Here is a 25419-nt window from a genome sequence, read left to right as displayed (position 1 = left end):
CGGTTGCGCGGCGCGCCCCCGACCGCTACTCTCGAATCGATTCGAGTCGAATCGATTCGAGAACGTCTTCCCGGCCCCCTGAGGCCCGGGACACCCCGAGGAGAGCACCGCGATGGCGCACGAGGCATCCGTCGATACCGTTAAGGACGTGACCGACCCCGGCGCCCGCCCGCCCCGCCCCACGCGCGAGCTGCGCGCGTGGCGCAACGCCGTGTTCGCGGTCTTCTTCCTCAGCGGGCTCAGCATGGCGAGCTGGGTCGCGCGCATCCCCGCCGTGCGCGACTTCAACGAGCTGTCGACCCAGGGCGTCGGGCTCGTCATCCTCGCGGGGTCGATCGCGTCGATCGGCGGCCTGGTCGCCGCCCCCATCGTGCTCGCTCGCTTCGGGCCGCGCATCGGCATGGCCTCGACCCTCATGGTCGTGTCGGTCGGGCTGGTGTCGGTCGGCATCGGCAGTTCGATCGTGCCGTCCATCCCGCTCGTCGTGGTCGGCCTCGCGCTGTTCGGGTTCGGCAACGGCGCCGTCGATGTGATCATGAACGTCTCGGGCGCCGAGGCCGAACGTGAGATCGGCCGCACCGTGATGCCGCTCATGCACGCGTTCTTCAGCTTCGGCACGGTCGCGGGCGCGGCCGTCGCGGCCGGGGCATCCGCGCTGTCGATCGCGGTGTTCCCGCACCTGCTGGCGGTCGCGATCGCCATCGCGATCGGTGTCGTGATCGCGGTGCGCTTCGTTCCGGTGCGCACCGAGCTGGGCGATGCGCCCGAGGGCGATGGCGAACCGGATGCCGCGCAGCCGCGCCGCACGTTCGGCGAGCGCCTGCGCGCGAGCCTGCGGGTGTGGGGCGATCTGCGACTGTGGCTCATCGGCCTGGTCATGCTCGGCATGTCGTTCGCCGAGGGCAGCGCGAACGACTGGATCGCCCTCGCCGTCGTCGACGGCCACCACCTGGATGCCACGACGGCGGCCGCGGTCTTCACCGTGTTCACCGTGGCGATGACCGCGTCGCGGGTGCTCGGCGGGCCGGTGCTCGACCGGTTCGGGCGGGTGCCGGTGATCCGGGTGCTCGCGGCGGTCGGCGCTGGCGGGCTCGCCCTGTTCATCTTCGGCACCGAGCCGTGGATGCTGGTCGTCGGCACCATCCTCTGGGGCGCCGGCTGTTCGCTGGGGTTCCCGGTCGGCATGTCGGCCGCCGCCGACGTGCCCGACCGCGCCGAGTCGGCCGCGCGCGTGTCGGCCGTGGCGATGATCGGCTACTGCGCGTTCCTGGTGGGGCCGCCGGTGCTCGGGTTCCTCGGCGAGCATTTCGGCATCCTGAACGCGCTGCTGGTGCTGCTCGGGCTGCTCGTGGTGGCCGGCCTCGCCGCGCCCGCGGTGCGGGAGCGCACGGGGCGGCGCTGACCCGACCTCACCCCGTTGCAGGCACCCCGTTGCAGGCACCGTGTTGCAGGCACCGTGTTCAGATCACGGTGCCGCCGAACGTGCCTGCGTATGAACAGAGTGCCTGCGACGGGGGCGGACTCAGCGACGTACCAGGTACGACACGAACACCTTCCCGCTCGGGAACCGGTGCTCCTCGGTCAACTCGAGGTCGAGTCGGGCGCGGTCAGGCAGCGCCCGCGTTCCGCCTCCGACGACCACCGGCAGGATGTAGAACGAGATGCGGTCGACCGCGCCCGCGCGGATGGCGTCGGCCGCGAGCGTGGGCCCGCCCACCTCGACATCCCGGTCGGATGCCTCGGCCAACGCACGCAGGTCATCGACGCCGAGGCGGCGTACGAGACGCGTCCGCGCGGTGGTGATGTCGGAGTCGCCGAGCGTCGTCGAGCAGACGATCTTGTCGGTGTCGTGCCACAGGGCCGCGAACTCGGCGACCGCCGGTGACTGCCCCTGCAGATCGAGCGTCTCCCAGACGCGCATCGTCTCGTAGAGTCGGCGGCCGAACACGAAGGTGCCGAGCCCACGCAGGCGATCGTTGATGAACGCGTGCTCTTCTTCGGTCGGCGCCCCCCAGTCGAAGTTCCCGTGCTCGTCGCAGACGTAGCCGTCGAGCGAGATCGAGATCGAGTACAGCAGCGCGCCCATCGCGGACTCCCCCCGTCGCCGCCCAACGTACACTCGTACGGTGCGTCTCGTCATCGCCCGCTGCTCCGTCGACTACGCCGGAAGGCTTTCGGCGCACCTGCCGCTCGCGACCCGCCTGCTCATGGTGAAGGGCGACGGCTCGCTGCTGGTGCACAGCGACGGCGGCAGCTACAAGCCGCTGAACTGGATGAGCCCGCCGTGCACGCTCGAGGCGTCCGAGCCCGACGACGATCAGCGCGGCGCCGGCGTGATCGAGGTGTGGACGGTCACGCACAAGAAGACCGCCGACCGGCTGATCGTCTCGATCCACGAGGTGCTGCACGACTCGGCGCACGAGCTCGGCGTCGACCCGGGCCTCGTGAAGGACGGCGTCGAAGCGCATCTGCAGCGGCTGCTCGCCGAGCAGATCGAGTTGCTCGGCGACGGCTACCGGCTGGTGCGCCGCGAGTACATGACGGCGATCGGTCCGGTCGACATCCTGGCCACGGATGCCTCGGGCGGCTCGGTGGCCGTGGAGCTGAAGCGTCGCGGCGACATCGACGGCGTCGAACAGCTCACCCGGTACCTCGAACTGATGAACCGCGACCCGCGCCTCGCGCCGGTGACCGGCGTATTCGCCGCGCAGGAGATCAAACCCCAGGCCCGCACCCTCGCGGAGGACCGGGGCATCCGATGCGTCGTGCTCGACTACGACGCGATGCGCGGGGTCGACAGCGGGCATCCGAGCCTGTTCTGAGCAGACCTGAGAGTCCCTCGCAGCCGCGGCCCATAGGATGGCACGCGTGACCCGCACCCTGACCACCCCGCCGGCCAGCGCTGCCCCGACGCGCACATGGTCGGCCGTCCTCTTCGACCTCGACGGCACCATCGTCGACTCCGCCTCCGACATCACCGCGTCGCTGGCGCACATGTTCGAGTCGCTCGGTCTTCCCGTGCCCGACGACGACACGCTGCGCTCGTACGTCGGCCCACCCCTGCTCGACAGCCTCCGCATGACGGCCGGCTTCGCCGACGCCGAGGCGTGGGAGGCGCTGAACGTCTACCGCGACCACTACGATCGGCACCTGCTGCGCTCCCCCGTCTTCCCGGGCGTCGCCGGCGTGATCGAGCTCGTGCACCGCGCGGGCATCCCGATCGCGCTCGCGACCTCGAAGCCCGAGTCGATGGCGACCGCCGTGCTCGAGCACGCCGGTCTCGCGCAGTACTTCGACGTCATCGCCGGCGCGAGCGAGGACGAGGTGCGCAGCACCAAGGCCGACGTGGTCGCCGAAGCGCTGCGCCGGCTGCAGACCGAGGGCATCGACACCGCGCACGCGGTGATGGTCGGCGACCGCGGCTACGACACGCTCGGTGCGCTCGCGAACGGCGTGCCGACGATCCTCGTCGAGTGGGGCTACGGCTCACCCGAAGAGGCCGGCGACGCCCTCGCGGTCGTGCACTCGGCCGACCAGCTGCGCGGCCTGCTCGTCGGGTAGCCTCACCCGCTCGCCGAGGACCCGACGGAGTCGGACGCCTCTCGAGATCCGGTGACCCGGCGCGAGGTCGGCGTCAGCCCGCCTCGACGACGTCGACGGTGAACGTCACGCTGTCGCCGGTCTCGGAGTTGTCGAGCGTGACCTCGGTCGAGCCGACCTTCAGGGGCGTGATGCCCGGATCGAAGCTCGCCGAACCGTCGTCGCGACCCGGCGTGAACTCCGCCACCGACTCGTCGGCGATGTCGGCCTCCCACGCCGTGTAGGTCTCGTCGTCGCCCTGCAGCACGATCACGTTGTCGAGCGGCACCTCGACCGTCGTGCCGTCGACCTCGTCGAGCTGCACCATGATCGGCGGCAGCACGTCGCCGTCCGTCGGCTCGGCAGTCTCGTCTCCGGCGCCTGCGGCGCAGCCCGAGAACGCGAGTGCCCCGGCCACCCCGATCGCCGCGACCAGCACGGACGCACGCCTGCGTCGAAACATCCGATCCCCCGATCGCACCGCCCCCCAGCAGTGCTCCGCTCGCCAGCGTATCGCGCGCGCGACGGGCGCGCCATGCGTCCGAGAATCGACCGATCTCGTCGAACCCTCTTCCCCCGAACGGGGGTCAGGGTGCAGGATTCCACCATCGTCCGTCCACCAGGCGGACGTCGTTCGTACGGCTCGGAGATCCCCGACGCCGTACCCGGAGGGAGATGCATGTCTGGAAGAAGCACTCGCGCGCGTACGCGCGTGGTCGCGACGCTTCCCGTGATCGCGCTCGTGGCTGCCGGCTTGGCGACCGCGGGCGTGGCCCCGGCGAGCGCGGCACCGCCATCGGCACCCGTCATCGGCGATGACGAGTACTACATGAACTACGTCGAGCCCCGCGTCGAGCAGGCGTTCCTCGACGATGTCGCCGTCGGCGATGACGCCGGCCAGAAGCAGGCGACGGCCATCACCACCGCAGAGGAGATCGACAAGAAGTTCTCCCAGGGCAACCCGGTCGCCGCCGAAGGGCTCGCCAAGGCCGAGGCGAAGGCGCTCGAGACCGGCAAGAGCCCGAAGGAGATCCGCGAGTCGATCCTCAAGAAGCTGAAGTCGATCTGGGACAAGCTGAAGTCGCTGTTCCAGAAGAAGCCCGACTACAAGCAGGCCGAGGTGACCCAGGAGGCGAAGCTCCTGACGATCCTCGTCGAGTTCGACCCCGGCGCGCAGGACGACTTCACCGACCTGCAGGTGCCCACCGAGTTCGGTGCGACGACCTGCATGCCCGGCAACGTGCAGAGCGGCCCGTTGCACAACAACCTGCCCGACCCGGCGACCCTCGCGCGTGCCGACAACAACTCGATGTGGGTGCCCGACTTCTCGTCGGACTACTACAACAAGCTCCTCTACTCGTCGAAGGGCATCACCGAGCGGGTCCGCAAGGACCTCAAGGGCCCTGACGGCAGGAAGGGCATCGACATCTCGGGCTTCACGATGAAGAACATGTACGAGGAGATGTCGCACGGCGCCTACACCGTGACCGGTGCGGCGACGCCGTGGATCACGGTGCCGCACTCCGAGGCGTACTACGGCGCGACCGTCTGCCACCTGAACGAGGACGGCGAGTACGAGGCCGGCCCGATGCAGGACATGCAGGGCCACCCCGACAACCCGCTCGGCCCCGGCCAGCTCGCGATCGACGCGGTCGCGGCGCTCGCGCAGGCGCAGCCGAACTTCCCGTGGGCCGACTACGACCTCGAGGACCAGGGCGACCGCGACGGCGACGGCAACCTGTGGGAGCCCGACGGCGTGATCGACCACGTCGTGCTCGTGCACGCCGGTGCCGACAAGTCCGGCGGCGGCGGCGACGAGGGCACGTACGCGATCTGGGCGCACTCGTCGGCGGTGCCCGGCGGTGCCGACATCCCCGGCACGAACCTCAAGCTGTCGAACTACATCGTGCAGCCCGAGGACTCGGGCGTCGGGGTGTTCGCACACGAGTACGGCCACGACCTCGGCCTGCCCGACCTGTACGACACGTCGAACGCCGGCAACAGCGACATCGACTTCTGGGACCTCATGAACTCCGGTTCGCACTCGGGCCCGATCTTCCAGTCGATGCCGACCCACATGGGCCTCTGGGACAAGTGGGTGCTCGGCTGGGTCGACCCGGTCGAGGTCAACCCCGGGGATGCTCCGCGTGACGTCACGGTCGGGCAGAACTCGCGCCCGCTGAAGAACACCGAGGACGGCGTGAAGATCAACCTGCCCGACAAGGTGGTGCACATCACGGATCCGCACTCGGGCGAGAACATGTGGTACACGGGTGCCGACCAGGACTACGGCGACATCCGGCTCAGCCGGTCGCTCGGCGTCGTCCCCGAGGGCTCGAAGTTCTGGATGTGGAACGACTACTTCATCGAATCCGACTGGGACTTCGGCTTCGTCGAGGTGTCGACCGACGCCGGCGCCAACTGGACCGACGTGCCCGTCTACAACGAGGACGGGTCGCTCGCCACCACCCCCGACTCGTACCCCGACCCGAACGGCAACCTGCGCGGCTGGTTCCAGCGGTCGCACGGGATCACCGGATCGTCGGGCGGCTGGGCGCACCAGTACATCGACCTGTCCGAGCTCGCCGGTCAGGACGTGAGCGTCCGGCTCCGGATGGCGACGGACGCCGCCTACCAGGAGCGCAACTGGTTCGCCGACGACTTCTCGCTCGTCGACGGGGACGGCAACGTCCTCTGGAGCGATGACGTCGAGGGTGCCGACGACAACGGCTGGGTCAACGAGGTCGCCTCGTGGGCGACCACGACCGGCCCGGGCTGGCGCAAGGACACCGGCACGTCGATCAGGGCGCAGTACTACCTGGTCGAGTGGCGGAACTTCGACGGGTTCGACCAGGGCCTGCAGTACGCGTACGACACCGTCTACCAGGACGATGAGGGCGCGTGGAAGGTCGACAAGATCAAGTACAACGCCCCCGGCGCGCTGGTCTGGTACCGCGACACCACGTACGGCAACTCGAACATGGTGCGCAACAACCTGACCTCGCTGCCGAGCGAGGGCGCCAAGGGCGGCCTGCTGCTCGTCGACAGCCACTTCGACCCGCTGCGCCGCACCGGCGCCTCGGCCGATGTGGACACCTCGGCGCTGAACAACATGCCGTCGCGCGCGCAGTCGTCGAACGTGGCGTTCGGTCTGTCGAAGACGTACCCCTTCCAGGAGTGCATCACCGACGTGAACTACACGGAGTACTGCACGAAGGTCCCCGCACTGGCAGCGGTGAGCACGTTCACCGACGACCAGGGCTGGTACCCGGGACTCGAGTACCGTCCCGACCTGCTGCCGGTCACCGGAAGCGACCTGTACTACCGGTTCGTGGACGGGTCGGTCGTGGTGCCGTCGGTGGGCAACGCGCCCTACTCGACGCGCATCGTCGACGCGAACGGCAACCTGATCCCCGAGCTGTTCGGGCTCGACATCGGGGTGGCCACGCCGCTCGGCACCGGCAACCCGGCCGATGACGGCGTCGGCTACGGCACCGTGGTGAAGGTGAAGAAGGCGGGCAAGAACAACACGTCCGCCGTGATCTCGATCACCCCGCCGCGCGCGGGCTGAACGGGAGTCCCACCGGCACCAGCGCGAGGCGCCGGCCCTTCGGGGTCGGCGCCTCGTCGCATCCGGTCCCCGGTTCGCCCACCCGCTGTGGCAGGCTGGGGCGATGCCAGCACCGTCGCCTGCGCCGTACACGTCTCCGCTCGCCGAGTCGCTCGCGCCCGGCCTGCTCGCCCGCTTCGATCGCTACGTCCGGGTGGGCACCCAATCCGACCGCGACAGCGACGCGCAGCCGAGTTCGGCCCGCCAGCTCGACCTGCAGCGGGTGCTCGTCGACGACCTGCTCGCGCTCGGCCTCGACGACGCCCGCCTCGACGAGCACGGGTACGTGTATGCGACGCTGCCCGCCACGATCGACCCGGCCGACGGGCCGGTGCCCGTGATCGGACTCATCGCGCACGTCGACACCAGCCCCGACGCCCCCGGCGACGGGGTGGAGCCGATCGTGCACCGCGCCTACGACGGCGGGGTCATCGAACTGCCGCGCGGCGGCACGCGGCTGGACCCCGCCGGCATGCCCGATCTGAGCGCCCATGTCGGCCACGACCTCGTCACGAGCTCGGGCGACACCCTGCTCGGCGCCGACGACAAAGCCGGGGTCGCGGCGATCCTGACCGCCGTCGCGCACCTGCTCGACCACCCCGAACTGCCGCGACCCACGCTGCGCCTCGCGTTCACGCCCGACGAGGAGATCGGCTTCGGCACCCGCAAGTTCGACGTCGAGGGGTTCGGCGCGCTGTGCGCGTACACCGTCGACGGGTCGGAGCTCGGCGAGCTGCAGGACGAGACGTTCTCGGCTTCGATGGCCACCGTGACGATCGAGGGCCACGACGTGCACCCCGGCTTCGCGACGGGCAAGCTCGTCAATTCGACCCGGCTCGCCGCCGAGGTGATCGCCGCGCTGCCGGCCGACCGCACCCCCGAACGCACCGACGGCCGCGACGGCTTCATCCACGTGTTCGAGGTGCGCGGGGCGGCCGCGCGCACGACGATCCGGGCCATCCTGCGCGATTTCGACGACGCGAAGCTCGCCGAGCACGGTGAGGTGCTGCGCCGCACCGTCGACGAGGTCGTCGCGCGCGAGCCGCGTGCCCGCGCGACTGTCGAGATCACGCCGCAGTACCCCAACATGCACAGCCACATCGAGCGGTTCCCGCTGGTCTCGGACGCGGCCGAGCGCGCGATCCGCGCGGAGGGGCTCGAGCCGTTGCGCACCTCCGTGCGCGGCGGAACGGATGGCTCGCAGCTGAGCGCGATGGGCCTGCCGACGCCGAACCTCTTCACCGGCGGACACGAGTTCCACTCGGTGCGTGAGTGGGCGTCCGTACAGGAGATGGCGGCCGCCGCCGCGACCGTCGTGCGGCTCGCCGAGGTGTGGACGACCCCGGGGTTCCGCGACGCGACGCGCTGACGCGACGTCGCCCGCTCGCCTGCTGGTCGCCGGATGCTCCGTGCCCGCCCCCCGGCACCCGCGTCAGTGACTCCCTGCCCCCTTTCGCGGATCAGGAAAAATGTGCCGACACGCCGGAACCCTTCCGTTCTTCCTGATCCGCGAAACGTATGCGCGGGGCGGGTGGGGAGTGCAGGCGGGTGGGGAGTGCAGGTCAGCGCACGAACCGCACCTCGGTGATCTGCCAGTCGTCGTCGAACTTCGTCGTGCCGTCGAGCTCGAACCCGTTGCGCCGGTAGAACGCGTGCGCGCGCGGGTTGACGTCGAGTGCCCAGAGGTAGGCGGGCCGGTCGCCGAGCGCGGCGTCGAGCAACGCCTGCCCCGCACCCGTGCCGTGGAACTCCTCGAGCAGATACAGCGCCTCGAGCTGAAGCGGACGCGGCCCGTCGGGTTCGGCGTCGATCGAGGTGCACGCGAACCCGACGACGCGCCCGTCGTCGTCGACCGCCACGTGCAGCGACATCCGGTGGAACCCGTCTGGCGGCGGATAGATCCCCTCCGAGATGGCGGCGTTCGCCGTCCAGACCAGCACCCGGTTGCGCATCGACCAGCCCTCGACCCGATCGCGGCGCACGAGGCCCGGCTCCACGTAGGTCGTCTGGTGGCTGTCCCAGTGGGCCTGTGCGACGCCGGGCGCGTCGGCGACGGTCGCGTCGCGCACGATGAAGCGGGTCACGAGTTCGGGCCCAGGTCGGGGGCGAGGTGCGTCGGCGCCCAAGCGTCGACGACGCGTTCGAGCGCCCGGCGGAACTCGGCCTCGGCGCCCTCGCGCAAGCCGAGCGCGGCGCCGGCTTCGGTGATCGGATGCGGCGGAGCATCCGACCAGAGCGCAGCTGAATCGGTCTCGGATGCCGCGCCCCACGCCGTCTCGAGCGCGACCTGGCCGAGCACCAGCGCGAGCAGCGCGTGGGCGGCGCGCGCCGCGTCATCGGGGTCCGATGCACCCGCGACGGCGAACGCCTCGCCGAGCCGCTCGGCCAGGCCGAGCGCCTGCGCCCCGTCGAGCGGGCCGCTCGTCATCAGTGCGATCGCACCGGGGTGGTCTCGCAGGCGCGCCCGCAGTGCGAGGGCCGTGTCGACGAGGAGGCCGCGCGCGGCGGCGGCGGGCGGAGCATCCGCCGGGCCGTCCTGGCCGGTGACGCCGGCCAAGAGCTCCTCGACCATGGCGGCCAGCAAGGCCTGCTTCGACGGGAAGTACGTGTACATCGCGGTCGGGGTGAGGCCGAGCGAGGCGGCGACGCCTCGTACCGAGACCGCCGCGAAGCCCTTCTGCTCGAGGAGTTCGAACGCGGCGCCGACCAGGTCGGACTGGCTGACGCTGCGGCGTGGGCCGGGTTTCATGCGGGGGTGCTCCTCGGGGGTCGCGACTACGCTACCGGCCCCCGATCACGCCCGCCCGCCGCGCGCACGGCGCACGCCGCTCGGGCTTGCACGCACCTCGGGCCCGCAAGCACCTCGGGCTTGCACGCACCTCGGGCTTGCACGCAACTCGGGCTTGCGCGCAATTCAGGCTTGTACGCAATTCAGGTTCGCGCACGGCGTGTCGGCCTGATCGGGCGGAAAACAGGGTGCGACACACCTCCGTACCTGAATTCGCTACATCGCGAGCGCTGCATCCCGGTGCTGCAGTGCCGGTGCACGGGGTGGCTGGGGCGCGCGGGCGGTTACGCGGGCAGGGCGGCCTCGATCGCGGCGACGACGCGGGGGTCGTCGGGCTCGGTGTGCGGGCGGAACCGCTGCACCGTGCGGTCGGGAGCGACGAGGAACTTCTCGAAGTTCCAGCTGACCCGGCCGGCCTTGCCGTCGGCGTCGGGCGTCTTCTTCAGTTCGGTGTAGAGCGGATGCTCCTTGCGCCCGTTGACCCGCACCCGGTCGACGACCGGGAAGGTGATGCCCCAGGTGGTCGAGCAGTACTGCTTGATCGCCTCGTTCGACGAGAGCTCCTGCAGGAACTGGTTCGACGGGAAGCCGATCACGGTCAGCCCGCGGTCGCCGAACTGCTGCTGCAACGCTTCGAGCTTCTCGTACTGCGGGGCGAGCCCGCAGCGGGAGGCGACGTTGACGATGAGCACGGCGCGGCCGGCGTAGTCGGCGAGCGACGCGGTGCCGCCGTCCATCGTGCGGAAGGGGATCTCGTCGAGCAGGGTCGAGGTGGTCACGAGGGTTACCGTACCGCCCGGGCCCGCAGGGCGGCCTCGGTTCGGCTGGATGCTCCGAGCTTTCGCAGGATCGCCGACACGTGCACGCTCGCCGTCTTGCCGCTGATGTACAGCCGCTCGCCGATCTGGCGGTTGCTGAGCCCCTCGGCGATGAGCCCGAGCACCTGCCGTTCGCGGGCGGTGAGGTCGTCGAGCACGGGATCGGCGGGCGCGGCGCCGCCCTCCACCCCGGGGGGCCCGGAGGCCGTGCGGGCCGCGGGCGAGCGGGGCGGTTCGGCGGGGGCGGATGCCTCGTCGGCGGCGGCGCCCGCGGCGACCGAGAGCCCGGCGGCGGTCGCGACCTGGTCGACGAGCCGTACGACCAGCCCCACGCCGCCCGTCTCTGCGGCCGCCCGAGCGGCGCGCAGCTCGGTGCGCGCGAGCTGGCGGTCGCCGGTGGCGAGCGCGGCCTCGCCGAGCCGCAGCCGCGCGTAGCCGTCGAGGTAGCCGAGGGCGGCCGGATGCGCCGCCGCGTCGACGGCCGTGCGCCACGCGTCGACGGCGTCGGGTGCGCCGGGCGCCACGAGTTCGGCCTCGACGAACGGCGCCCACACCGGAAAGGTCGGCCAGATGGCGACGCCGGCGAGCCGTTCGCGGATCTGCCGTTCGAGGTCGACGAGCGCGGGGCCGTCGAGGCCGGCCGGCTCGGCGCCGACGGGATCGCGCCGGGCGGCCGCGACCAGCCGTGCCGAAGTCCAGAGGAACGGCAGCACGTACCCGAGATGGTGGTGTGCCGGTTCGTCGAGGAGGATGCGGACCGCGTCGAGCGCATCGCCGAGGTCGCCCGATTCGAGCGCGAGTTCGGCGATGAGCCGGCCCACGCCGAGCCGCGTCTGCGCTTCGACCGCCATGATGGGGGTCATCACCGCCCGCACCCTGCGGAACTCGTCGGCCGCGCCCTCGGGGTCGCCGCGCCAGAGCCGCGCCCAGATGCGAGCACGCAGCAGGTACACCCGGAACGACCCGGGCGGGTCGAGCGCGAGCGCGCGCGAGATGAGCTCGTCGGCACGCTGCCATTCGCCCAGCGCGTGGAGCGGGTCGACGGCGTTCGACGCGAGGATCACGCCCGAGCTCCGTTCCAGCCCCTGAGCCCGGGCCCGCTCGAGCCCCTGCTCGGCGTGCTCTACCGCGGAGCGGTGGTCTCCGACGAGGTAGCGTGCATCGCTCGCATTGACCCAGTACCGCAGCAGCGCGGCGCCGTCGCCGTGCGCGAGCCGACGCGCCTCTTCGAGACCGGCGAGCCCCACCTCGACCTCGCCGCGCGAGAGGCGGCTGACCGAGGCGACGTTGTAGGCGACGGATGCCGACCGATCGGAGTCGAACTCGATCGCGAGCGCATGGGCGGCCTCGGCGATGTCGATCGCCTCGTCGACCTGCCCGGCGATCATCAGCCGACCGGCGAGCGCGGTCATGACCGACGCCCGCAACCTCGACGTCTCGAAGTCGGGCGACGGGATCGAGGCGAGGCGCGCCAGCGCTTCGCGCAGCAACGGGATCGCCCCCTCGCGCCCGAGGCTCGCGAGCACGAGCGCCTGGTCGCGCAGCAGCCGGGCGAGCCGCGCGTTGTCGTCGGGGCACTCGGCGATCGCCGCCTTCACGAGGGCGAGCGCGCGTTCGCTCTCGCCGGCGTTGCGCAGGTACGTGGTCGTGCGGCCCATGAGCTCGATCTTGTCCATGCGGGCCGCGGCGGCCGGGTCGGGCACGACGTCCCACAGCGAGAGAGCCCGCTCGCCGAGCTGCGCGGCCGTCGCGTACGCCGCCGAAGCGCGCGCCTCGCGCATCGCCTGGACGGTCGCGGGGAACGCCTTCGCGGCGTTGTGCGCCCCGAGCCAGTGGAACGAGATCTCAGCCGCGAGCCGACGGACACCCGCCGCGGACACCCGCTCGTACGCCTCGGCGTAGGCGGCGTGGAACCGCGCGCGCTCGCCCGGAAGCAGATCGGCGAGGATCGCCTCGCGCACCAGGGCGTGGCGGAACGCGTACTGCTCGCCGTCGACGGTGAGCACACCCCCGACGACCGCGTCACGGGCGGCGCGATCGAGCTCGTCGGGGGTGCCCGGGAACACGTCTTCGAGCAGGGCATGCGGCACCCGCACGCCGCCGGTGGAGACGAGTCGCAGCAGCGACTGGGTCGACTCGCTGAGCCCCTCGTAGCGGGCGAGCAGCAGGTCGCGGAGGGTGTCGGGAAGTTCGGCAGCGTCGCCGCAGTCGCGGCCGATGCCGATGAGCTCTTCGACGAAGAACGGCACGCCCTCGCTGCGGCCGTACACGCTCTCGACCATCGCCGCCCCGGGCTCGTCGGCCAGCAGCACGCGGGCGAGTCTGCGCACCTGGGCGCGGGTGAGGCGCGACAGCTCACGGCGGTCGACCCAACGGTCGCGCTCGATCTCGGTGAGGAACCCGCGCACCGGGTGGCCGCGACCGATGTCTTCACTGCGATAGGTGAGCACGATGAGCACCCGGCTCGACGTGAGCGCCCGCATGAGGAACCGCAGCAGCGCCAGCGTGGCCGCGTCGACCCAGTGCAGGTCTTCGATGATGAGCACCGTCGTGCGCTCGCGCGAGATCGTCTCGAGCAGCACGGCGATCGCCTCGTGCAGGCGGCCGGTTGCTTCGGGCCCGCCCGCGATCGGCGTGCCGGCCGGGCTCGCTTCGACGGATGCCCCGGAACCGGCGAGTTCGGGGAGCAGGGCGACGAACGCCGCCCGCCCCGGCCCGACCGCGTCGAGCACGGCGTCGGCGCCCACGTCGGCGACGAGTGCGCGCAGCGCCGACTTCACGGGCGCATAGGGTGCGGCGACCTCGCCGAGATCGACGCACTGCCCCGCCAGCACGCGGACATCGTCGCCGAGCCGGCGCGTGAACTCGGCGATCAGCCTGGTCTTGCCGATGCCCGCCTCGCCGCCGAGCACGCCGGTGCGCGGGGCGCTCTGCCGCGCCTCGTCGAGCAGACCTTCGAGCCACGCGAGATCGGCCTGCCGGCCCACCATCTCGGGACTCGACACCGATGTCGTCACGCACTCATCGTGCCACGCCCCACCGACACCGGATCCGGGGTCCGCCGCGAGCGAACGCGCCGGCGAGGCATCCGTCATCGTCTGTGCCATCCCACCCCCGCATCGACGCGACCGGGCTTGCTCGCGGCGCGACCCGTCGCGCTCGCTGCGCGACCCGCCGCCTTCACGGCGCCCGTCGCGCTCGCGGCGCGACCGGGGCCGCTCACCGCAGCGCGAGCCGCGGCACGCGGTGTGCGCGACGGTGCCGGAGGGCGCCGCGGCCGGCGGCGCCGCCCTCCTCCTCGTCGCGCTCGGCGATGCGCCGACGGATCTCGAGCTCGCGTTCGCTGCGCTCGAGGAGCGACTCGTGCAGATGCAGCACCATGAGATCGCTGGTGTGGTACATGGTTCCTCCTGGGGTGACTGGGTGCTTCCAGCGTTCTCGCTAAGGCACCTCTCCCCCATCGGGTGATCGCCCTATTTCGGGCGGATGCTCGGGCGAGAGCCTGCACCTCGCCTAAGCCGTCGCCTCAGGCGAACCGCACCGGGTCGGCACGGTAGCCGTCGCGGCGGAGCTGCACCGCGGTGGCGACGACCGCCGACGCGGCGAGCGCGGCGACGACGATCGCGAAGATCGCTGCGAACATGTCGGTTCCTCCTTTCCGGTCGCGAGGGGGTGTTCGGGCCTCTCACAGCGTGGGCAGCCGCGCGCGGGATCGCATCAGCGCTACCACCGATTCGGGCATCGGGGTCTGCTCGGGGGTCAGCTCGGATGCCACGGGCTCACCCCAGGCGGGGGCGAGCGGCACGACTCCGGCCCAGACCGAGCGGTCCTCGCCGTCGTCGGGTGCTTCGCTCGGGCCGCCGGCGCGTGCCTTCATCACGACGTCGTCGAGGGCGAGGCGCAGCACGCGCGTGCCGGCGACCTCGCGTCGGGTGTTCGCCCGCACCTCGGCTCCGCGACCGGGGATGAGCCGGTCGGCGAGCGCATCGAGCGCGGCGGTCGGGTCGTCGACGGGTTCGAGCGTGCCGTAGGCGACGGCGCTGCGGTAGTTCATCGAGCTGTCGTAGAGCGAGCGGGCGACGACGACCCCGTCGAGCGAGGTGACGGCGAACGCGACCGGTGCGCGGGTCTCGACCGCGCGCAGCGCGAACCCGCCGCCGGTCGAGCCGTGCAGCAGCAGGTCGTCGCCGACGCGCGCGTACGCCATGGGCACCACGATCGGCATGCCGTCGGCGACGGCGGCGAGGTGGCCGACGAGCTGGTCGTCGAGCAGGCGGTACAGGGCGTCGCGGTCGGTCACCTGGCGGTCGGCGAGGCGACGGACGCGACGGGCGGGGGCGTCGTTTGTGAGGGTCATGCGTCTCAGCTTCGACGTTCACTGGTCGGATCGGGAGACCAGTTCTGCCATATTCATCCAGTCCAGTCATCCGGGCTCTTTCGCAGCCGGGGGCATGTTCGGTACAGTTGGCCGCCTGACCGAACAATCGGTCAGTAAAGTTGCCCCACCCCACGGTCACGACCTGAACAATGGAGTTCCCCCTATGTCAACGACGACACAGCTCGAGCTGTCTCCAGCCCAGATCAGACGCGAAGAACGCAAGGTCCTCGCGTCGACCCTCGTCGGCACCTCGATCGAGTGGTACGACTTCTTCATCTACGCGCAGGCCGCCGGCGTCGTGCTGGCGCCGCTGTTCCTGGCACCGCTCGCCGAGGCGAACGCGGGGCTCGCGCAGATCATCTCGTTCGCGACGATCGGCATCTCGTTCCTGTTCCGCCCGCTCGGCGCCGTCGTGGCCGGCCACCTCGGCGACAAGTTCGGCCGCAAGCGCATGCTGGTCTTCACGCTCGTGCTGATGGGTCTGTCCACCTCGCTCATCGGCCTGCTGCCCACCTACGCGCAGATCGGTATCGCGGCACCGCTGCTGCTCGTGTTCCTGCGCATCCTGCAGGGCTTCTCGGCCGGCGGCGAGTGGGGCGGCGCGGCCCTCATGGCCGTCGAGCACGCACCCAAGGGACGGCGCGGCTTCTTCGGCGCGTACCCGCAGATCGGCGTTCCCGTGGGCATGATCCTCGCGACCTTCACGCTGTGGATCCTCACCTCGTCGATGAGCCCCGAGGACTTCCTCGCGTGGGGCTGGCGCGTGCCGTTCCTGCTGTCGATCGTGCTCATCCTCGTCGGCTACCTGATCCGCCGCTCGGTCGAGGAGAGCCCCGTCTTCCAGGAGCTGCAGCGCCGCAAGAAGGAGTCCTCGGCGCCGCTCGGCCAGCTGTTCAAGCACCACACCAAGCAGGTCGTGCTCACCGCCGTCATCTTCATCGCGAACAACGCAGCCGGCTACCTCCTCATCGCCTACTTCGCGACCTACGCGGTCGCCGCGCTCGGCATGGACCGCCCGACGGTGCTGCTGGCCACCACCCTCGCCTCGTTCGGATGGCTCGTCTTCACGCTGTGGGGCGGCGCCATCTCCGACCGCCTCGGCCGGGTGCGCACGTTCCAGATCGGATACCTCTTCCTCGCGCTGTGGGCGATCCCGATGTGGTTCCTCATCGACACGGCGGACATCGTCTGGTACTTCGTCGCGCTGTTCGTGATGACCTTCGGCCTCGGGCTCTCGTACGGCCCGCAGGCCGCGCTCTACGCCGAGATGTTCCCCGCGAAGGTGCGGTACTCGGGGGTCTCCATCGGGTACGCGCTCGGCGCGATCCTCGGCGGCGCGTTCGCCCCGATGATCGCCGAGGCGCTCATGAACACCTTCCACGCCTCGTGGACGATCGGCGTCTACATCGCCGTCGCCGCCGTGGTGTCGCTCGTCGGCGTCTCGCTCGTGAAGGAGCCGAAGGGCGTCGACCTGAACGACTGAGCACGTTCCCGCGGTGGGAGCCGGTGCCCGTCCGGGCGCCGGCTCCCACTGGTATGGTGCGGCACACGCACATGGACGGACCACTGCTCTCGATCGCCCTCGACCGCGGGCGCCCCATCGTCGGGCAGCTCGTCGCGGCCGTGCGGCGCGGCATCCTCACCGGAGCCATGCTGCCGGGCGACCCGGTGCCCTCGACCCGGGCGCTCGCGGCCGAGCTCGGCGTCTCGCGCTCGTCGATCGTCGCCGCCTACGACCAGCTCGCCGGCGAGGGATACCTCGAGCAACGGCAGGGCGCGGCGACGCGGGTCGCCGCGGTGCCCTCCGCGCCCGCAGGTCGAGAAGCGCCCGGCGGAGCCTCGCCCCCAGGTCGAGAAGCGCCCGGCGGAGCCGGACCCGTCCCGAGGCCCGGCGGCCCGCCCACCCTCCCCGGGTCCCCCGATCCCGACGCACCGCGCATCGACCTCACGCCCGGTCGGCCCTCGACGGCGCGCCTCGACGAGCGGGCGTGGCGCGCGGCCTGGCGTGCCGCCGCGGCATCCGTCGTGCCCTCCGACGCACCGCCGCCCTTCGGCCTGCCCGCCCTGCGCGACCGCCTCGCCGACCACCTGCGCCAGGCGCGCGGCATCACCTGCACGGGCGACGACGTCGTCATCACCGGCGGCACGAGCGAAGGGCTCGGCCTGCTCGCCCTCGCGCTGCACGAGCGGCTCGGCCGCCCACCGCGGATCGCCGTCGAAGACCCCGGATACCCCGGCGCACGTGCCGCGCTCGTGCGGCACGGCGCGACCGTCGTGCCGGTGCCCGTCGGGGTCGACGGGCTCGACGTCGCCGCGCTCGGCACCCTCGGCCGGCTCGACGCCGTCATGGTCACGCCGAGCCACCAGTACCCCCTCGGCGGGCGACTGCCGGTCGCCGATCGGTTCGCCGTGCTCGACTGGGCGCGCGCGCACGACGCCGTCGTGATCGAGGACGACTACGACAGCGAGTTCCGGCACACCGGTGCACCGTTTCCGGCCCTCGCGTCGCTCGACGCCGAACGGGTCGTGCTGGTCGGCAGCCTCTCCAAGGTGCTCACGCCCTGGCTGCGGTTCGGGCACCTCGTGCTGCCCGCCGACCCGGCGCTGCGCGCCGCCGTGGAGGCGGTGCGCATCGACATCGCCACGCCGGTGGCCGGGCCGATGCAGGTCGCGATGGCCGCGCTCGTCGAGTCCGGCGCGCTGCGGCGGCACATCGCGACGGCCCGGCGCGACTACTCGCATCGGCGCCGGCTCGTGATCGACGCCCTCGGAGCAGTGCCCGGCACCCGGCTCACCGCCCTCGCCGGGGGGCTGCACGCGGTGCTCGAGTTCGAGCCGGCGCGCGGCCGGACGGCGGCCGCGCACGCGGAGCGCGTGTCGCAGACGCTCGCGGCCGAGGGCGTCGCGGTCGCCCGCCTGTCGGCCTACGCGTTCGACCCCGACCTGCCGGGCACCCGCGACGGGCTGGTCATCGGCTATGCCGCGGTCGGCGACGCGCAGCTCGTCGAGGCGCTCGGGCGCGTCCGCGACGTCGTGCGAGCGTCCCTCGACGCGGGGCCGGAGGCCCTTTAGGCTGGCCGCTGTCGGGGGTACGAGAAGGAGGTCGGATGTCACGACGAGGCGCCGCACGATCGGTCCGGCCGCTCGTGGCATCCGTGGTCGTCCTCCCGCTGCTCGCCGGTTGCGCCGCGCCCGGCGAACCCCCAGCGGAGACCGTGATGGTGACCGTCACCGCTCCGCCGCCGAAGCCCACCCCGACGCCCGTCGTCACCACGCCGCCCCCCGTCGCCGAACCCGAGCCCGCACCCGCTCCCGCGCCCGTGCCGAACGCACCCGCGCCCGTCTACGAGCCGGGGCCGGCGTACGACAACGGCCCCGTGCCCGGCGCGAACGGCCCCGCCGAGACCGACGGGAACGGCATGCCGGCGATGTACACGGTCGTCGAGGGCGACAGCTTCTTCGACATCGCCCAGCGGTTCGATCTGCCGCAGCAGCAGCTACTGCGCATGAACCCGCAGATCCACGACTTCGGCGAGACGGTGTACATCGGCGACAGGATCAACCTCGATTGGCAGCGGGTCGGACTGGGGTGAACGACGTCGTCATCACCCTCGAGCCGTGGCATCCGTGGCCGCTCCTGTTCCCCGCCATCGCGATGGCGACCGGAGCGGTGCTCGTCTTCGTCGGCGTGCTGCGCGAGGTGCGGTGGGCCCGCGACATCGGCATCGTCGCCCTCGTCGGCGGCGGGCTCGCGCTCGTCGGACTGCTGGCGTTCCTGAGCGGCACGTGGGATCAGGCGCAGCGCCGCGACGCGCTGGTCGAGCTGGGATACGAGGATCCGACGTTCGCCGGCAGCACCGGCATCCTCGGCAGTACGACGCCGAGCGACGTCGAGTTCACCGCGAGGCTCGACGGCCGCCGGGTGACCGGCACCCTGCAGTGGCTCGGCGACGACCGGTGGGCGGTGGTCGAGACGCCGTAGCGGGCTGCATCGGCCGGTCGAACGTGCCGACGGCGTGTGCGCGAGGGCGGCGGGCGACCGCGCGCGCCGGCGGACCGCGGCAGCGCGCGCCGGCTCAGGCGAACAGCGCCTGGCCGACGAACTCGCCCTCGGCGATGCCGCCGGGAACGGCGAAGACCGCCGAGCCGACGTGCTTGAGGTACTCGTTCAGCCCGTCGGCGGCGAGCGAGCGCTGCACGTCGATGAACTGCTGCGGCGAGCGCTGGTACGAGAGGAAGAACAGGCCGGCGTCGAGGCGGCCGAGCTCGTCGTTGCCGTCGACGAAGTTGTACCCGCGGCGCAGCATGCGCGTGCCGCCGTTCGCGCTCGGGTGCGCGAGCGCGACGTGCGCGGTCGGTGCGATGAGCGGTGCACCCGTCGGGCCTTCGGCTGCGAAGTCGGGCTCGGTGAACTCGGTGCCGCCCGACAGCGGCGCGCCGGCGCCCTTCGAGCGGCCGACGAGCTGCTCCTGCTCGCCGAGCTGCACCCGATCCCAGTTCTCGATGATCATGCGGATGCGGCGGGCCACCAGGTAGGAGCCCCCGGCCAGCCAGGACGGTTCATCGGATGCCGCGACCCACACGTGCTCGTCGACGGCCGCCTGCTCTTCGGACTTCACGTTCGCGGTGCCGTCCTTGAAGCCGAACAGGTTGCGCGGCGTCGCCTGCGCGGTCGACGTCGACGAGGTGCGGCCGAATCCGAGCTGCGACCAGCGCAGCGTCGCCCGCCCGAACGCGATGCGGCTCAGGTTGCGGATCGCGTGCACCGCGACCTGCGGGTCGTCGGCGCAGGCCTGGATGCACAGGTCGCCGCCGGTCAGCTCGGGCACGAGCGCGTCGCCCTGGAAGCGCGGCAGCGGCTCCAGCAGCGGCGGGCGTCGGGCGGCGAGCCCGAACCGGTCGGATGCCCCGTCGCCGGCGCCGAACACGCCGGGACCGAACCCGAACGTGATCGTGAGACCCGAGGCCGGGAGCCCCTGCGCCTCGCCGGTGTCGGCGGGCGGCGCGTAGTCGCTGCCGCCGACCGCGCCGCCCTCCTCCACCTCGAGGCCCTGCGTGAGGCGTGCGGCTGCGTTCGTCCAGTCGGTCAGAAGGCCGATGAGCCCGTCGCGGTCGAGGCTCGGGTCGGTGTCGAAGGCGGCGAAGTGCAGGCGGTCCTGCGCGGGTGTGGTGATGCCGGCCTGGTGCGCGCCGTGGAAGGCGTAGGCGCGCGCCGGGTCGGGTGCGCCGGCCGCGTTCGCGAGGGCGGTGGCGACGGATGCTCCGCCGGCGGCGCCGACCGCGGCGCCCGCCGCGCCGGCGCCGAAGAGCCCGAGCAACTGGCGGCGGCTGACGCCGCCCCCCTCCGGCCCGCCCCCGTCCCCACCCCGCATGTCAGACGCCGAGCACCGTCGCGGTCAACTGCGAGAGCGGTTCGGCGAGCGCATTGACCGCGTCCGAGAGCGACTTCTTGTCGGCGTCGGTCAGCGTCGCGTAGTCGACGAACCCGGCGTCGATCGAGCCGTACTCGGCGAGCGCCGCCTCGAGCGCGGCGAACTCGTCCTCGATCTCCGCGGAGAGCGCGGCGCCGGCGTCGCCCTTCGACTCGGCGAGCGCCTTGACCGCGCCGAACGCGACGCCCGCGCCCTGCACGTTGGCGGCGAAGTCGGTGAGGTCGGTGCCGCTCCACCAGTCCTCTTCGCCGGTGATCTTGCCGCTGGCGACCTCGTCGAGCAGGCCGATCGCGCCGTTCGAGATGTCGGCGAGCGAGACCGTGAACGACGGGTCGGTGACGAGATCGTGCAGCTCCGTGACATCCGCCACCAAACCGTCGGCGAAGGTCTGCCGCTGCTCGGGGGTCGACGGCGCCCAGTCGGCGAGCGCATCCTGCCCGTCGGAGTTGAGGTCGCCCGGCTGCGGGGCCCAGAGGTCCTTCTCGATGCGGTGGAAGCCGGTCCAGTCGAGACCCTCGGCGACGGCGTCGACCTCGCGGTAGTCGATCTTCGGGTCGAGGTCGCCGAACGCCTCGGCGGTCGGCTCGATGCGCTCGTACGAGACGCGGGTCGTCGCGAACAGCGACCGCGCGGTGTCGTCGTCGCCGGCCGCGTAGGCGGCGGCGAACGCCTCGACCTGCGGCAGCAGCTCGCTCACCTGCGAGCGCACGTAGGCGAGGTACTCGGTCACGGCCTGGTCGGCGAGCTTCTGCTCGTCGGCCGAGACGGCGGATGCCTCGCCGGTGACGGTGAACTCGGCGAGGCCGACCGGCGCCCCGACCTGCTGGAACTTGCACGCCGTGTAGTAGGTGCCCGGCTCGAGCTGCGCCGTGAAGTCGACGGTCTGCCCGGGTGTCACGTTCTCCTTCTCGCCGACGATGCGGAGCTGGTCGTCGGCGAGGATCTCGAACTCGTTCACGTCGGTGCCGTTGTTCGCGAGCGAGAACGTGACGGCGCCGGCTGCCGCGGTCGACGTGGCGACGGCGCATCCGTCGTCGGTGATGTCGACCGTGATCGCGTCGGCGAGGTCGCTCTTCGCGACGCAGCCGGTCAGCACGAGGGCGAGTGCGGTCACGGCGGCGCCGGATGCCACGAGGGTGCGGCGGGTCATGTGTGCTCCTGGGTTCGTGTGGGGGTGAGGTGGGGGCTCGCTTCGACAGGCTCAGCGAGCGAGACGCGGTCGCCCCCTGAGACGGGGTCGCTCCCTGAGCCCGTCGAAGGGAGCGAGACGCGGTCGCCCCCTGAGCCGGGATCGCTCCCTGAGCCTGTCGAAGGGAGCGAGACGCGGTCGCTCCCTGAGCCTGTCGAAGGGGGCAGCACCGCCGAGCGGCTGCGGCGCCGCAGCATCCCGAGGTAGAGCGAGAGGGTGATCGCGACGTACGCGATCCAGCCGATCACCTGGGCCCAGGTGGGCTCGGGCGTGAAGTTGAAGATGCCGCCGAGCACGGTGTCGAGCACGCTGCCGGGCTGCACGATGCCGGTCAGGCTCCAGGCGGGTGCGCCCCAGCCGGGGATGACGGATGCCTCCTGCAGATCGCCGATCCCGTAGGCGAGCACACCCGCGGCGACGACGACGAGGAACAGACCGGTCCAGGTGAAGAACACCGACAGGTTGAACCGCACGAGCCCCTTCGAGAGGCCCCACGAGATCACGATCGCGGTCGCGATGCCGAGAACCGCGCCGAGCGTGGCGAGCATCGGCTCACTGCCGCCGGCGACGTTCGCCCACACGAACAGGGCCGTCTCGACGCCCTCGCGGCCGACGCTCAGCGCCCCGAGCAGCACGATCGCGAACCACGAACGATCGATCGCGGCATCCACCTGGCCCCGAAGCTCGCGCGACAGGCTCGCGCCGTGGTTGCCCATCCAGAAGATCATCCAGGTGACCATCGCGACCGCGACGATCGAGAGGACGCCGCCGAGGATCTCCTGCGCCTGGAACGTCAGCGCGTACGGCCCCCAGGTGAGGATCGCGCCGACGCCGAGCGAGACCGCGATCGCCAGGCCGATGCCCACCCACAGCCGGCCGAGCAGGTCGCGCCGGCCGAGCTTGCCGAGATAGGCGACGAGGATGCCGACGATGAGGCCGGCTTCCAGGCCTTCGCGGAGGCCGATCAGGTAGGTGGCGAGCACGGATGTCCCGGGGTCAGCGAGTGGGGATTAGCGAAGGCTTACCTTACTCCGTCGCAGCACCGCCGCAAACCCGATCCTCCGGCGCGACGACCCGATCGCCCGGCCCCTCCCGCGGCGCCGGCTGCAGCATCCGGTCGAGCACTCGTGCAGGAACCCGCGGAGCAGCGCAGTCGGGCGGGTGAGCGCGTAGCGTGGGGGAATGCTCACCCCGCCCGTCACGCCCAAACGGCCGACCGTTCGCGAGCACCACGGCGACCGGTTCATCGACGACTACGAGTGGCTGCGCGAGAAGGACTCCCCCGAGGTCGTGGCCCATCTGCACGCCGAGAACGCCTACACGATGGCGCGCACCGAACACCTCGGCGTGCTGCGCGAGCAGGTGTTCGAGGAGATCAGACACCGCACGAAAGAGACCGACCTCTCGGTGCCGACGCGCGAGGGCGACTGGTGGTACTACACGCGCACGGTCGAGGGGCTGCAGTACGGCATCCACTGCCGGGTGCCGGTTCGCGGGGTGGATGACTGGGAGCCTCCGGAGCTCCCTGAGCCTGTCGGAGGGGGGCCGCTCGCTTCGACGGGCTCAGCGAGCTCGACGGGCTCAGCGAGCTCGACGGGCTCAGCGAGCTCGACGGGCTCAGCGGGCTCGGCGGGCGGGGGATCGCCGGAGGGCGAGCAGGTGCTGCTCGACGACAACGTCGAGGCCGAGGGGCACGAGTTCTACGCGCTCGGCAGCTTCGACGTCTCGGCCGACGGATCGACGCTGCTGTACGGCGTCGACGTCGAGGGCGACGAGCGGTACACGCTGCGGCTGCGCTCCATCGACGAGTCGGGGCGGGAGTACGCCGACGAGATCCCCGGCACCGCGGGCGGCGCGATCTTCGACCCGAGCGGGCGGTACGTCTTCTATGCGACCGTCGACGAGTCCTGGCGCCCCGACACGATCCACCGCCACGAGGTCGGCACCGAGGCATCCGACGATGTCGTGGTCTTCCACGAGCCCGACGAGCGATTCTGGCTGGGCGTCGGGCTCACTCGCTCGCGCAAGTACCTGCTCATCGAGGCCGGCTCGAACATCACCAGCGAGACGCGGCTCCTGGATGCCTCGACGCCCGACGGCACCTTCGAGGTGGTCTGGCCGCGCAAGGAGGGCGTCGAATACGACGTCGAGCACGTCGTCGCGGGCGGCCGCGACCGGCTGCTCATCACCCACAACGACGGTGCGGAGAATTTCGAGCTCGTCTCGGTCGCGGCGGACGACCCGCAGGGGCCCAGGCGGATGCTCCTCCCCCACGATCCCGCGGTCAGGATCGAGGGCGTGGACGCGTTCCGCGACTTCGTCGCGCTCGAGTACCGGCGCGACGGGCTGCCGCGCGTCGCGATCGCGAAGGTGCCCCCGCAGGGATCGGACGGCGCGCTGAGCCCGTCGAAGCGAGCGCCCGACGACACCCTGCACGAGCTGTCGTTCGACGAGGAACTCTTCGCGGTCGGCGTGGGCGCCAACCCCGATTGGCAGCAGCCGACCCTGCGCATCGGGTACACGAGCTTCGCGACGCCCACGACCGTGATCGACGTCGTGGTGGCGAACGGCGAGCGCATCGTGCGCAAGCAGCAACCGGTGCTCGGCGACTACGACCCCGCCCGGTACACGCAGCGACGCGAGTGGGCGGTCGCACCCGACGGCACGCGCGTGCCGATCTCGCTGGTCTACCGCACCGACCTCGTCGAACCGGGCGTCCCCGCGCCGACCCTGCTCTACGGCTACGGGTCGTACGAGTACTCGATCGACCCGTCGTTCTCGATCCCGCGGCTCTCGCTGCTCGACCGGGGCGTGGTCTACGCGGTGGCGCACGTGCGCGGCGGCGGCGAGCTCGGTCGGCTCTGGTACGAGGACGGCAAGAAGCTGCACAAGAAGCACACCTTCACCGACTTCATCGCGTGCGCCGAACGGCTCATCGAGCTCGACGTGTCCGCGCCCGACCGGCTCGTCGCCCAGGGCGGGTCGGCCGGAGGGCTGCTGATGGGCGCCGTCGCGAACCTCGCGCCGCGCCTGTTCTCGGGGATCCTCGCCGAGGTGCCGTTCGTCGACCCGCTCACCTCGATCCTCGACCCCGACCTGCCGCTCACCGTGATCGAGTGGGACGAGTGGGGCAACCCGCTCGACGACGCAGACGTCTACTCGTACATGAAGTCGTACTCGCCGTACGAGAACGTGCACGCCGCCGACGCCGGTAGCCACTACCCGCCGATCCTCGCCATCACCTCGTTGAACGACACTCGCGTGCTGTACGTCGAGCCGGCGAAGTGGGTCGCCCGGCTGCGCGAGTGCGGTGCCGACGCGCTGCTCAAGGTCGAGATGGCGGCCGGGCACGGCGGGGTCTCGGGACGGTACGCGGCGTGGCGCGAGCGCGCCTTCGGCCTGGCGTGGGCGATCGACCGGGCGGGCGCGCACCCGAGCGGCGAGTAGCCGGGGTAGTGCGTAGCCGGGGTAGTGCGCAGCCGGGGTAGTGCGTAGCCGGGGTAGTGCGTAGCCCGCACGACAGGCACCGTGTTCAGACGGCGGCAGCGTCGGCGTCGCCGTCGTCTGAACACAGTGCCTGGTTCGGGGATAGTTTGTTAGGACATTCTGTGTAAACTGGCACCCA

At 71.7% G+C, this 25419-nt stretch carries 21 protein-coding genes; 10 read left to right on the top strand and 11 right to left on the bottom strand.

Annotated features, from left to right (window positions below; all coding sequences use genetic code 11):
- Positions 1–148: 148 nt before the first annotated feature.
- Positions 149–1402, top strand: coding sequence for an MFS transporter (locus MTO99_RS15390; RefSeq protein ID WP_243554620.1), 1254 nt, complete (start codon positions 149–151; stop codon positions 1400–1402).
- A 120-nt stretch (positions 1403–1522) separates the two neighbouring features.
- Here the strand turns inward: MTO99_RS15390 and MTO99_RS15385 are convergent, their stop codons facing one another.
- Entirely contained in the window at positions 1523–2086 is a 564-nt protein-coding gene (locus MTO99_RS15385; protein WP_243554618.1) for a dihydrofolate reductase family protein, read from the bottom strand.
- Positions 2087–2126: 40 nt separating this feature from the next.
- Here MTO99_RS15385 and nucS point away from each other — a divergent pair, with 40 nt between their 5' ends.
- Positions 2127–2822 carry an endonuclease NucS gene (gene nucS, locus MTO99_RS15380; RefSeq protein ID WP_243554616.1) on the top strand — a complete coding sequence of 232 codons (696 nt, stop codon included), beginning with the start codon at positions 2127–2129 and terminating at the stop codon, positions 2820–2822.
- A 46-nt stretch (positions 2823–2868) separates the two neighbouring features.
- Positions 2869–3561, top strand: coding sequence for an HAD hydrolase-like protein (locus MTO99_RS15375; RefSeq protein ID WP_243554614.1), 693 nt, complete (start codon positions 2869–2871; stop codon positions 3559–3561).
- A 73-nt stretch (positions 3562–3634) separates the two neighbouring features.
- Here MTO99_RS15375 and MTO99_RS15370 read toward each other — a convergent pair whose 3' ends face one another.
- Positions 3635–4042, bottom strand: coding sequence for a hypothetical protein (locus tag MTO99_RS15370; RefSeq protein WP_243554612.1), 408 nt, complete (start codon positions 4040–4042; stop codon positions 3635–3637).
- Between the two features lie 249 nt (positions 4043–4291).
- Here MTO99_RS15370 and MTO99_RS15365 point away from each other — a divergent pair, with 249 nt between their 5' ends.
- Positions 4292–7150 (top strand): immune inhibitor A domain-containing protein, encoded by a 2859-nt coding sequence (locus MTO99_RS15365; RefSeq protein ID WP_243554611.1) that lies wholly within the window; start codon positions 4292–4294, stop codon positions 7148–7150.
- 103 nt (positions 7151–7253) lie between these two features.
- Entirely contained in the window at positions 7254–8558 is a 1305-nt protein-coding gene (gene pepT / locus MTO99_RS15360) for a peptidase T (RefSeq protein WP_243554609.1), read from the top strand.
- 193 nt (positions 8559–8751) lie between these two features.
- On the opposite strand, the gene MTO99_RS15355 is transcribed toward pepT, so the two are convergent.
- The 6 genes from MTO99_RS15355 to MTO99_RS15330 form a co-directional block, all read right to left on the bottom strand.
- Entirely contained in the window at positions 8752–9273 is a 522-nt protein-coding gene (locus tag MTO99_RS15355) for a GNAT family N-acetyltransferase (protein ID WP_243554607.1), read from the bottom strand.
- On the bottom strand, positions 9270–9938 hold the full coding sequence (locus MTO99_RS15350) for a TetR/AcrR family transcriptional regulator (RefSeq protein WP_243554605.1): 669 nt from the start codon (positions 9936–9938) through the stop codon (positions 9270–9272). The genes MTO99_RS15355 and MTO99_RS15350 overlap by 4 nt, the downstream gene beginning before the upstream one ends.
- 323 nt (positions 9939–10261) lie before the next feature.
- Positions 10262–10714 carry a glutathione peroxidase gene (locus tag MTO99_RS15345; RefSeq protein WP_243559139.1) on the bottom strand — a complete coding sequence of 151 codons (453 nt, stop codon included), beginning with the start codon at positions 10712–10714 and terminating at the stop codon, positions 10262–10264.
- A gap of 47 nt (positions 10715–10761) precedes the next feature.
- Positions 10762–13812 (bottom strand): helix-turn-helix transcriptional regulator, encoded by a 3051-nt coding sequence (locus MTO99_RS15340; RefSeq protein WP_243554603.1) that lies wholly within the window; start codon positions 13810–13812, stop codon positions 10762–10764.
- 202 nt (positions 13813–14014) lie between these two features.
- Positions 14015–14197, bottom strand: a complete 183-nt coding sequence (locus tag MTO99_RS15335) for a hypothetical protein (RefSeq protein ID WP_243554601.1) — start codon at positions 14195–14197, stop codon at positions 14015–14017.
- Between the two features lie 283 nt (positions 14198–14480).
- Entirely contained in the window at positions 14481–15152 is a 672-nt protein-coding gene (locus tag MTO99_RS15330; protein ID WP_243554599.1) for a pyridoxamine 5'-phosphate oxidase family protein, read from the bottom strand.
- A 184-nt stretch (positions 15153–15336) separates the two neighbouring features.
- Here MTO99_RS15330 and MTO99_RS15325 point away from each other — a divergent pair, with 184 nt between their 5' ends.
- From MTO99_RS15325 to MTO99_RS15310, 4 genes are all read left to right on the top strand, one after another.
- Positions 15337–16656: an MFS transporter gene (locus MTO99_RS15325; RefSeq protein ID WP_243554597.1), complete on the top strand. Its 1320-nt coding sequence runs from the start codon at positions 15337–15339 to the stop codon at positions 16654–16656.
- A gap of 71 nt (positions 16657–16727) precedes the next feature.
- On the top strand, positions 16728–18245 hold the full coding sequence (pdxR, locus tag MTO99_RS15320; RefSeq protein ID WP_243554596.1) for a MocR-like pyridoxine biosynthesis transcription factor PdxR: 1518 nt from the start codon (positions 16728–16730) through the stop codon (positions 18243–18245).
- Between the two features lie 35 nt (positions 18246–18280).
- Positions 18281–18766 carry a LysM peptidoglycan-binding domain-containing protein gene (locus tag MTO99_RS15315; RefSeq protein ID WP_243554594.1) on the top strand — a complete coding sequence of 162 codons (486 nt, stop codon included), beginning with the start codon at positions 18281–18283 and terminating at the stop codon, positions 18764–18766.
- Positions 18763–19155, top strand: coding sequence for a hypothetical protein (locus MTO99_RS15310; RefSeq protein WP_243554592.1), 393 nt, complete (start codon positions 18763–18765; stop codon positions 19153–19155). The genes MTO99_RS15315 and MTO99_RS15310 overlap by 4 nt, the downstream gene beginning before the upstream one ends.
- A gap of 94 nt (positions 19156–19249) precedes the next feature.
- On the opposite strand, the gene efeB is transcribed toward MTO99_RS15310, so the two are convergent.
- The 3 genes from efeB to efeU are packed head-to-tail and all read right to left on the bottom strand — an operon-like array spanning position 19250 to position 22777.
- Entirely contained in the window at positions 19250–20545 is a 1296-nt protein-coding gene (gene efeB / locus MTO99_RS15305; protein WP_243554590.1) for an iron uptake transporter deferrochelatase/peroxidase subunit, read from the bottom strand.
- 1 nt (position 20546) lies between these two features.
- Entirely contained in the window at positions 20547–21755 is a 1209-nt protein-coding gene (gene efeO, locus MTO99_RS15300) for an iron uptake system protein EfeO (protein WP_243554589.1), read from the bottom strand.
- On the bottom strand, positions 21752–22777 hold the full coding sequence (efeU, locus tag MTO99_RS15295) for an iron uptake transporter permease EfeU (protein WP_243554587.1): 1026 nt from the start codon (positions 22775–22777) through the stop codon (positions 21752–21754). The genes efeO and efeU overlap by 4 nt, the downstream gene beginning before the upstream one ends.
- A 199-nt stretch (positions 22778–22976) precedes the next feature.
- Between efeU and MTO99_RS15290 the strand changes: the two genes are divergently transcribed.
- Positions 22977–25241, top strand: a complete 2265-nt coding sequence (locus MTO99_RS15290; protein WP_243554585.1) for a S9 family peptidase — start codon at positions 22977–22979, stop codon at positions 25239–25241.
- Positions 25242–25419: the final 178 nt, after the last annotated feature.

This window comes from Agromyces larvae, from assembly GCF_022811705.1.
Taxonomy (GTDB): domain Bacteria; phylum Actinomycetota; class Actinomycetes; order Actinomycetales; family Microbacteriaceae; genus Agromyces; species Agromyces larvae.
Note: the sequence above shows the minus strand (reverse complement) of the source record. Positions and strands in the feature narration are given on the sequence as shown.

Bases quoted from the DNA above. Each gene is read 5' to 3' on its own strand.
- MTO99_RS15385 (WP_243554618.1), bottom strand. From the start codon at position 2,086: ATGGGCGCGCTGCTGTACTCGATCTCGATCTCGCTCGACGGCTACGTC.
- MTO99_RS15370 (WP_243554612.1), bottom strand. From the start codon at position 4,042: ATGTTTCGACGCAGGCGTGCGTCCGTGCTGGTCGCGGCGATCGGGGTG.
- pepT (WP_243554609.1), top strand. From the start codon at position 7,254: ATGCCAGCACCGTCGCCTGCGCCGTACACGTCTCCGCTCGCCGAGTCG.
- MTO99_RS15350 (WP_243554605.1), bottom strand. From the start codon at position 9,938: ATGAAACCCGGCCCACGCCGCAGCGTCAGCCAGTCCGACCTGGTCGGC.
- MTO99_RS15345 (WP_243559139.1), bottom strand. From the start codon at position 10,714: ATGGACGGCGGCACCGCGTCGCTCGCCGACTACGCCGGCCGCGCCGTG.
- MTO99_RS15335 (WP_243554601.1), bottom strand. From the start codon at position 14,197: ATGTACCACACCAGCGATCTCATGGTGCTGCATCTGCACGAGTCGCTC.
- MTO99_RS15330 (WP_243554599.1), bottom strand. From the start codon at position 15,152: ATGACCCTCACAAACGACGCCCCCGCCCGTCGCGTCCGTCGCCTCGCC.
- MTO99_RS15325 (WP_243554597.1), top strand. From the start codon at position 15,337: ATGTCAACGACGACACAGCTCGAGCTGTCTCCAGCCCAGATCAGACGC.
- pdxR (WP_243554596.1), top strand. From the start codon at position 16,728: ATGGACGGACCACTGCTCTCGATCGCCCTCGACCGCGGGCGCCCCATC.
- MTO99_RS15315 (WP_243554594.1), top strand. From the start codon at position 18,281: ATGTCACGACGAGGCGCCGCACGATCGGTCCGGCCGCTCGTGGCATCC.
- efeB (WP_243554590.1), bottom strand. From the start codon at position 20,545: ATGCGGGGTGGGGACGGGGGCGGGCCGGAGGGGGGCGGCGTCAGCCGC.
- efeO (WP_243554589.1), bottom strand. From the start codon at position 21,755: ATGACCCGCCGCACCCTCGTGGCATCCGGCGCCGCCGTGACCGCACTC.
- MTO99_RS15290 (WP_243554585.1), top strand. From the start codon at position 22,977: ATGCTCACCCCGCCCGTCACGCCCAAACGGCCGACCGTTCGCGAGCAC.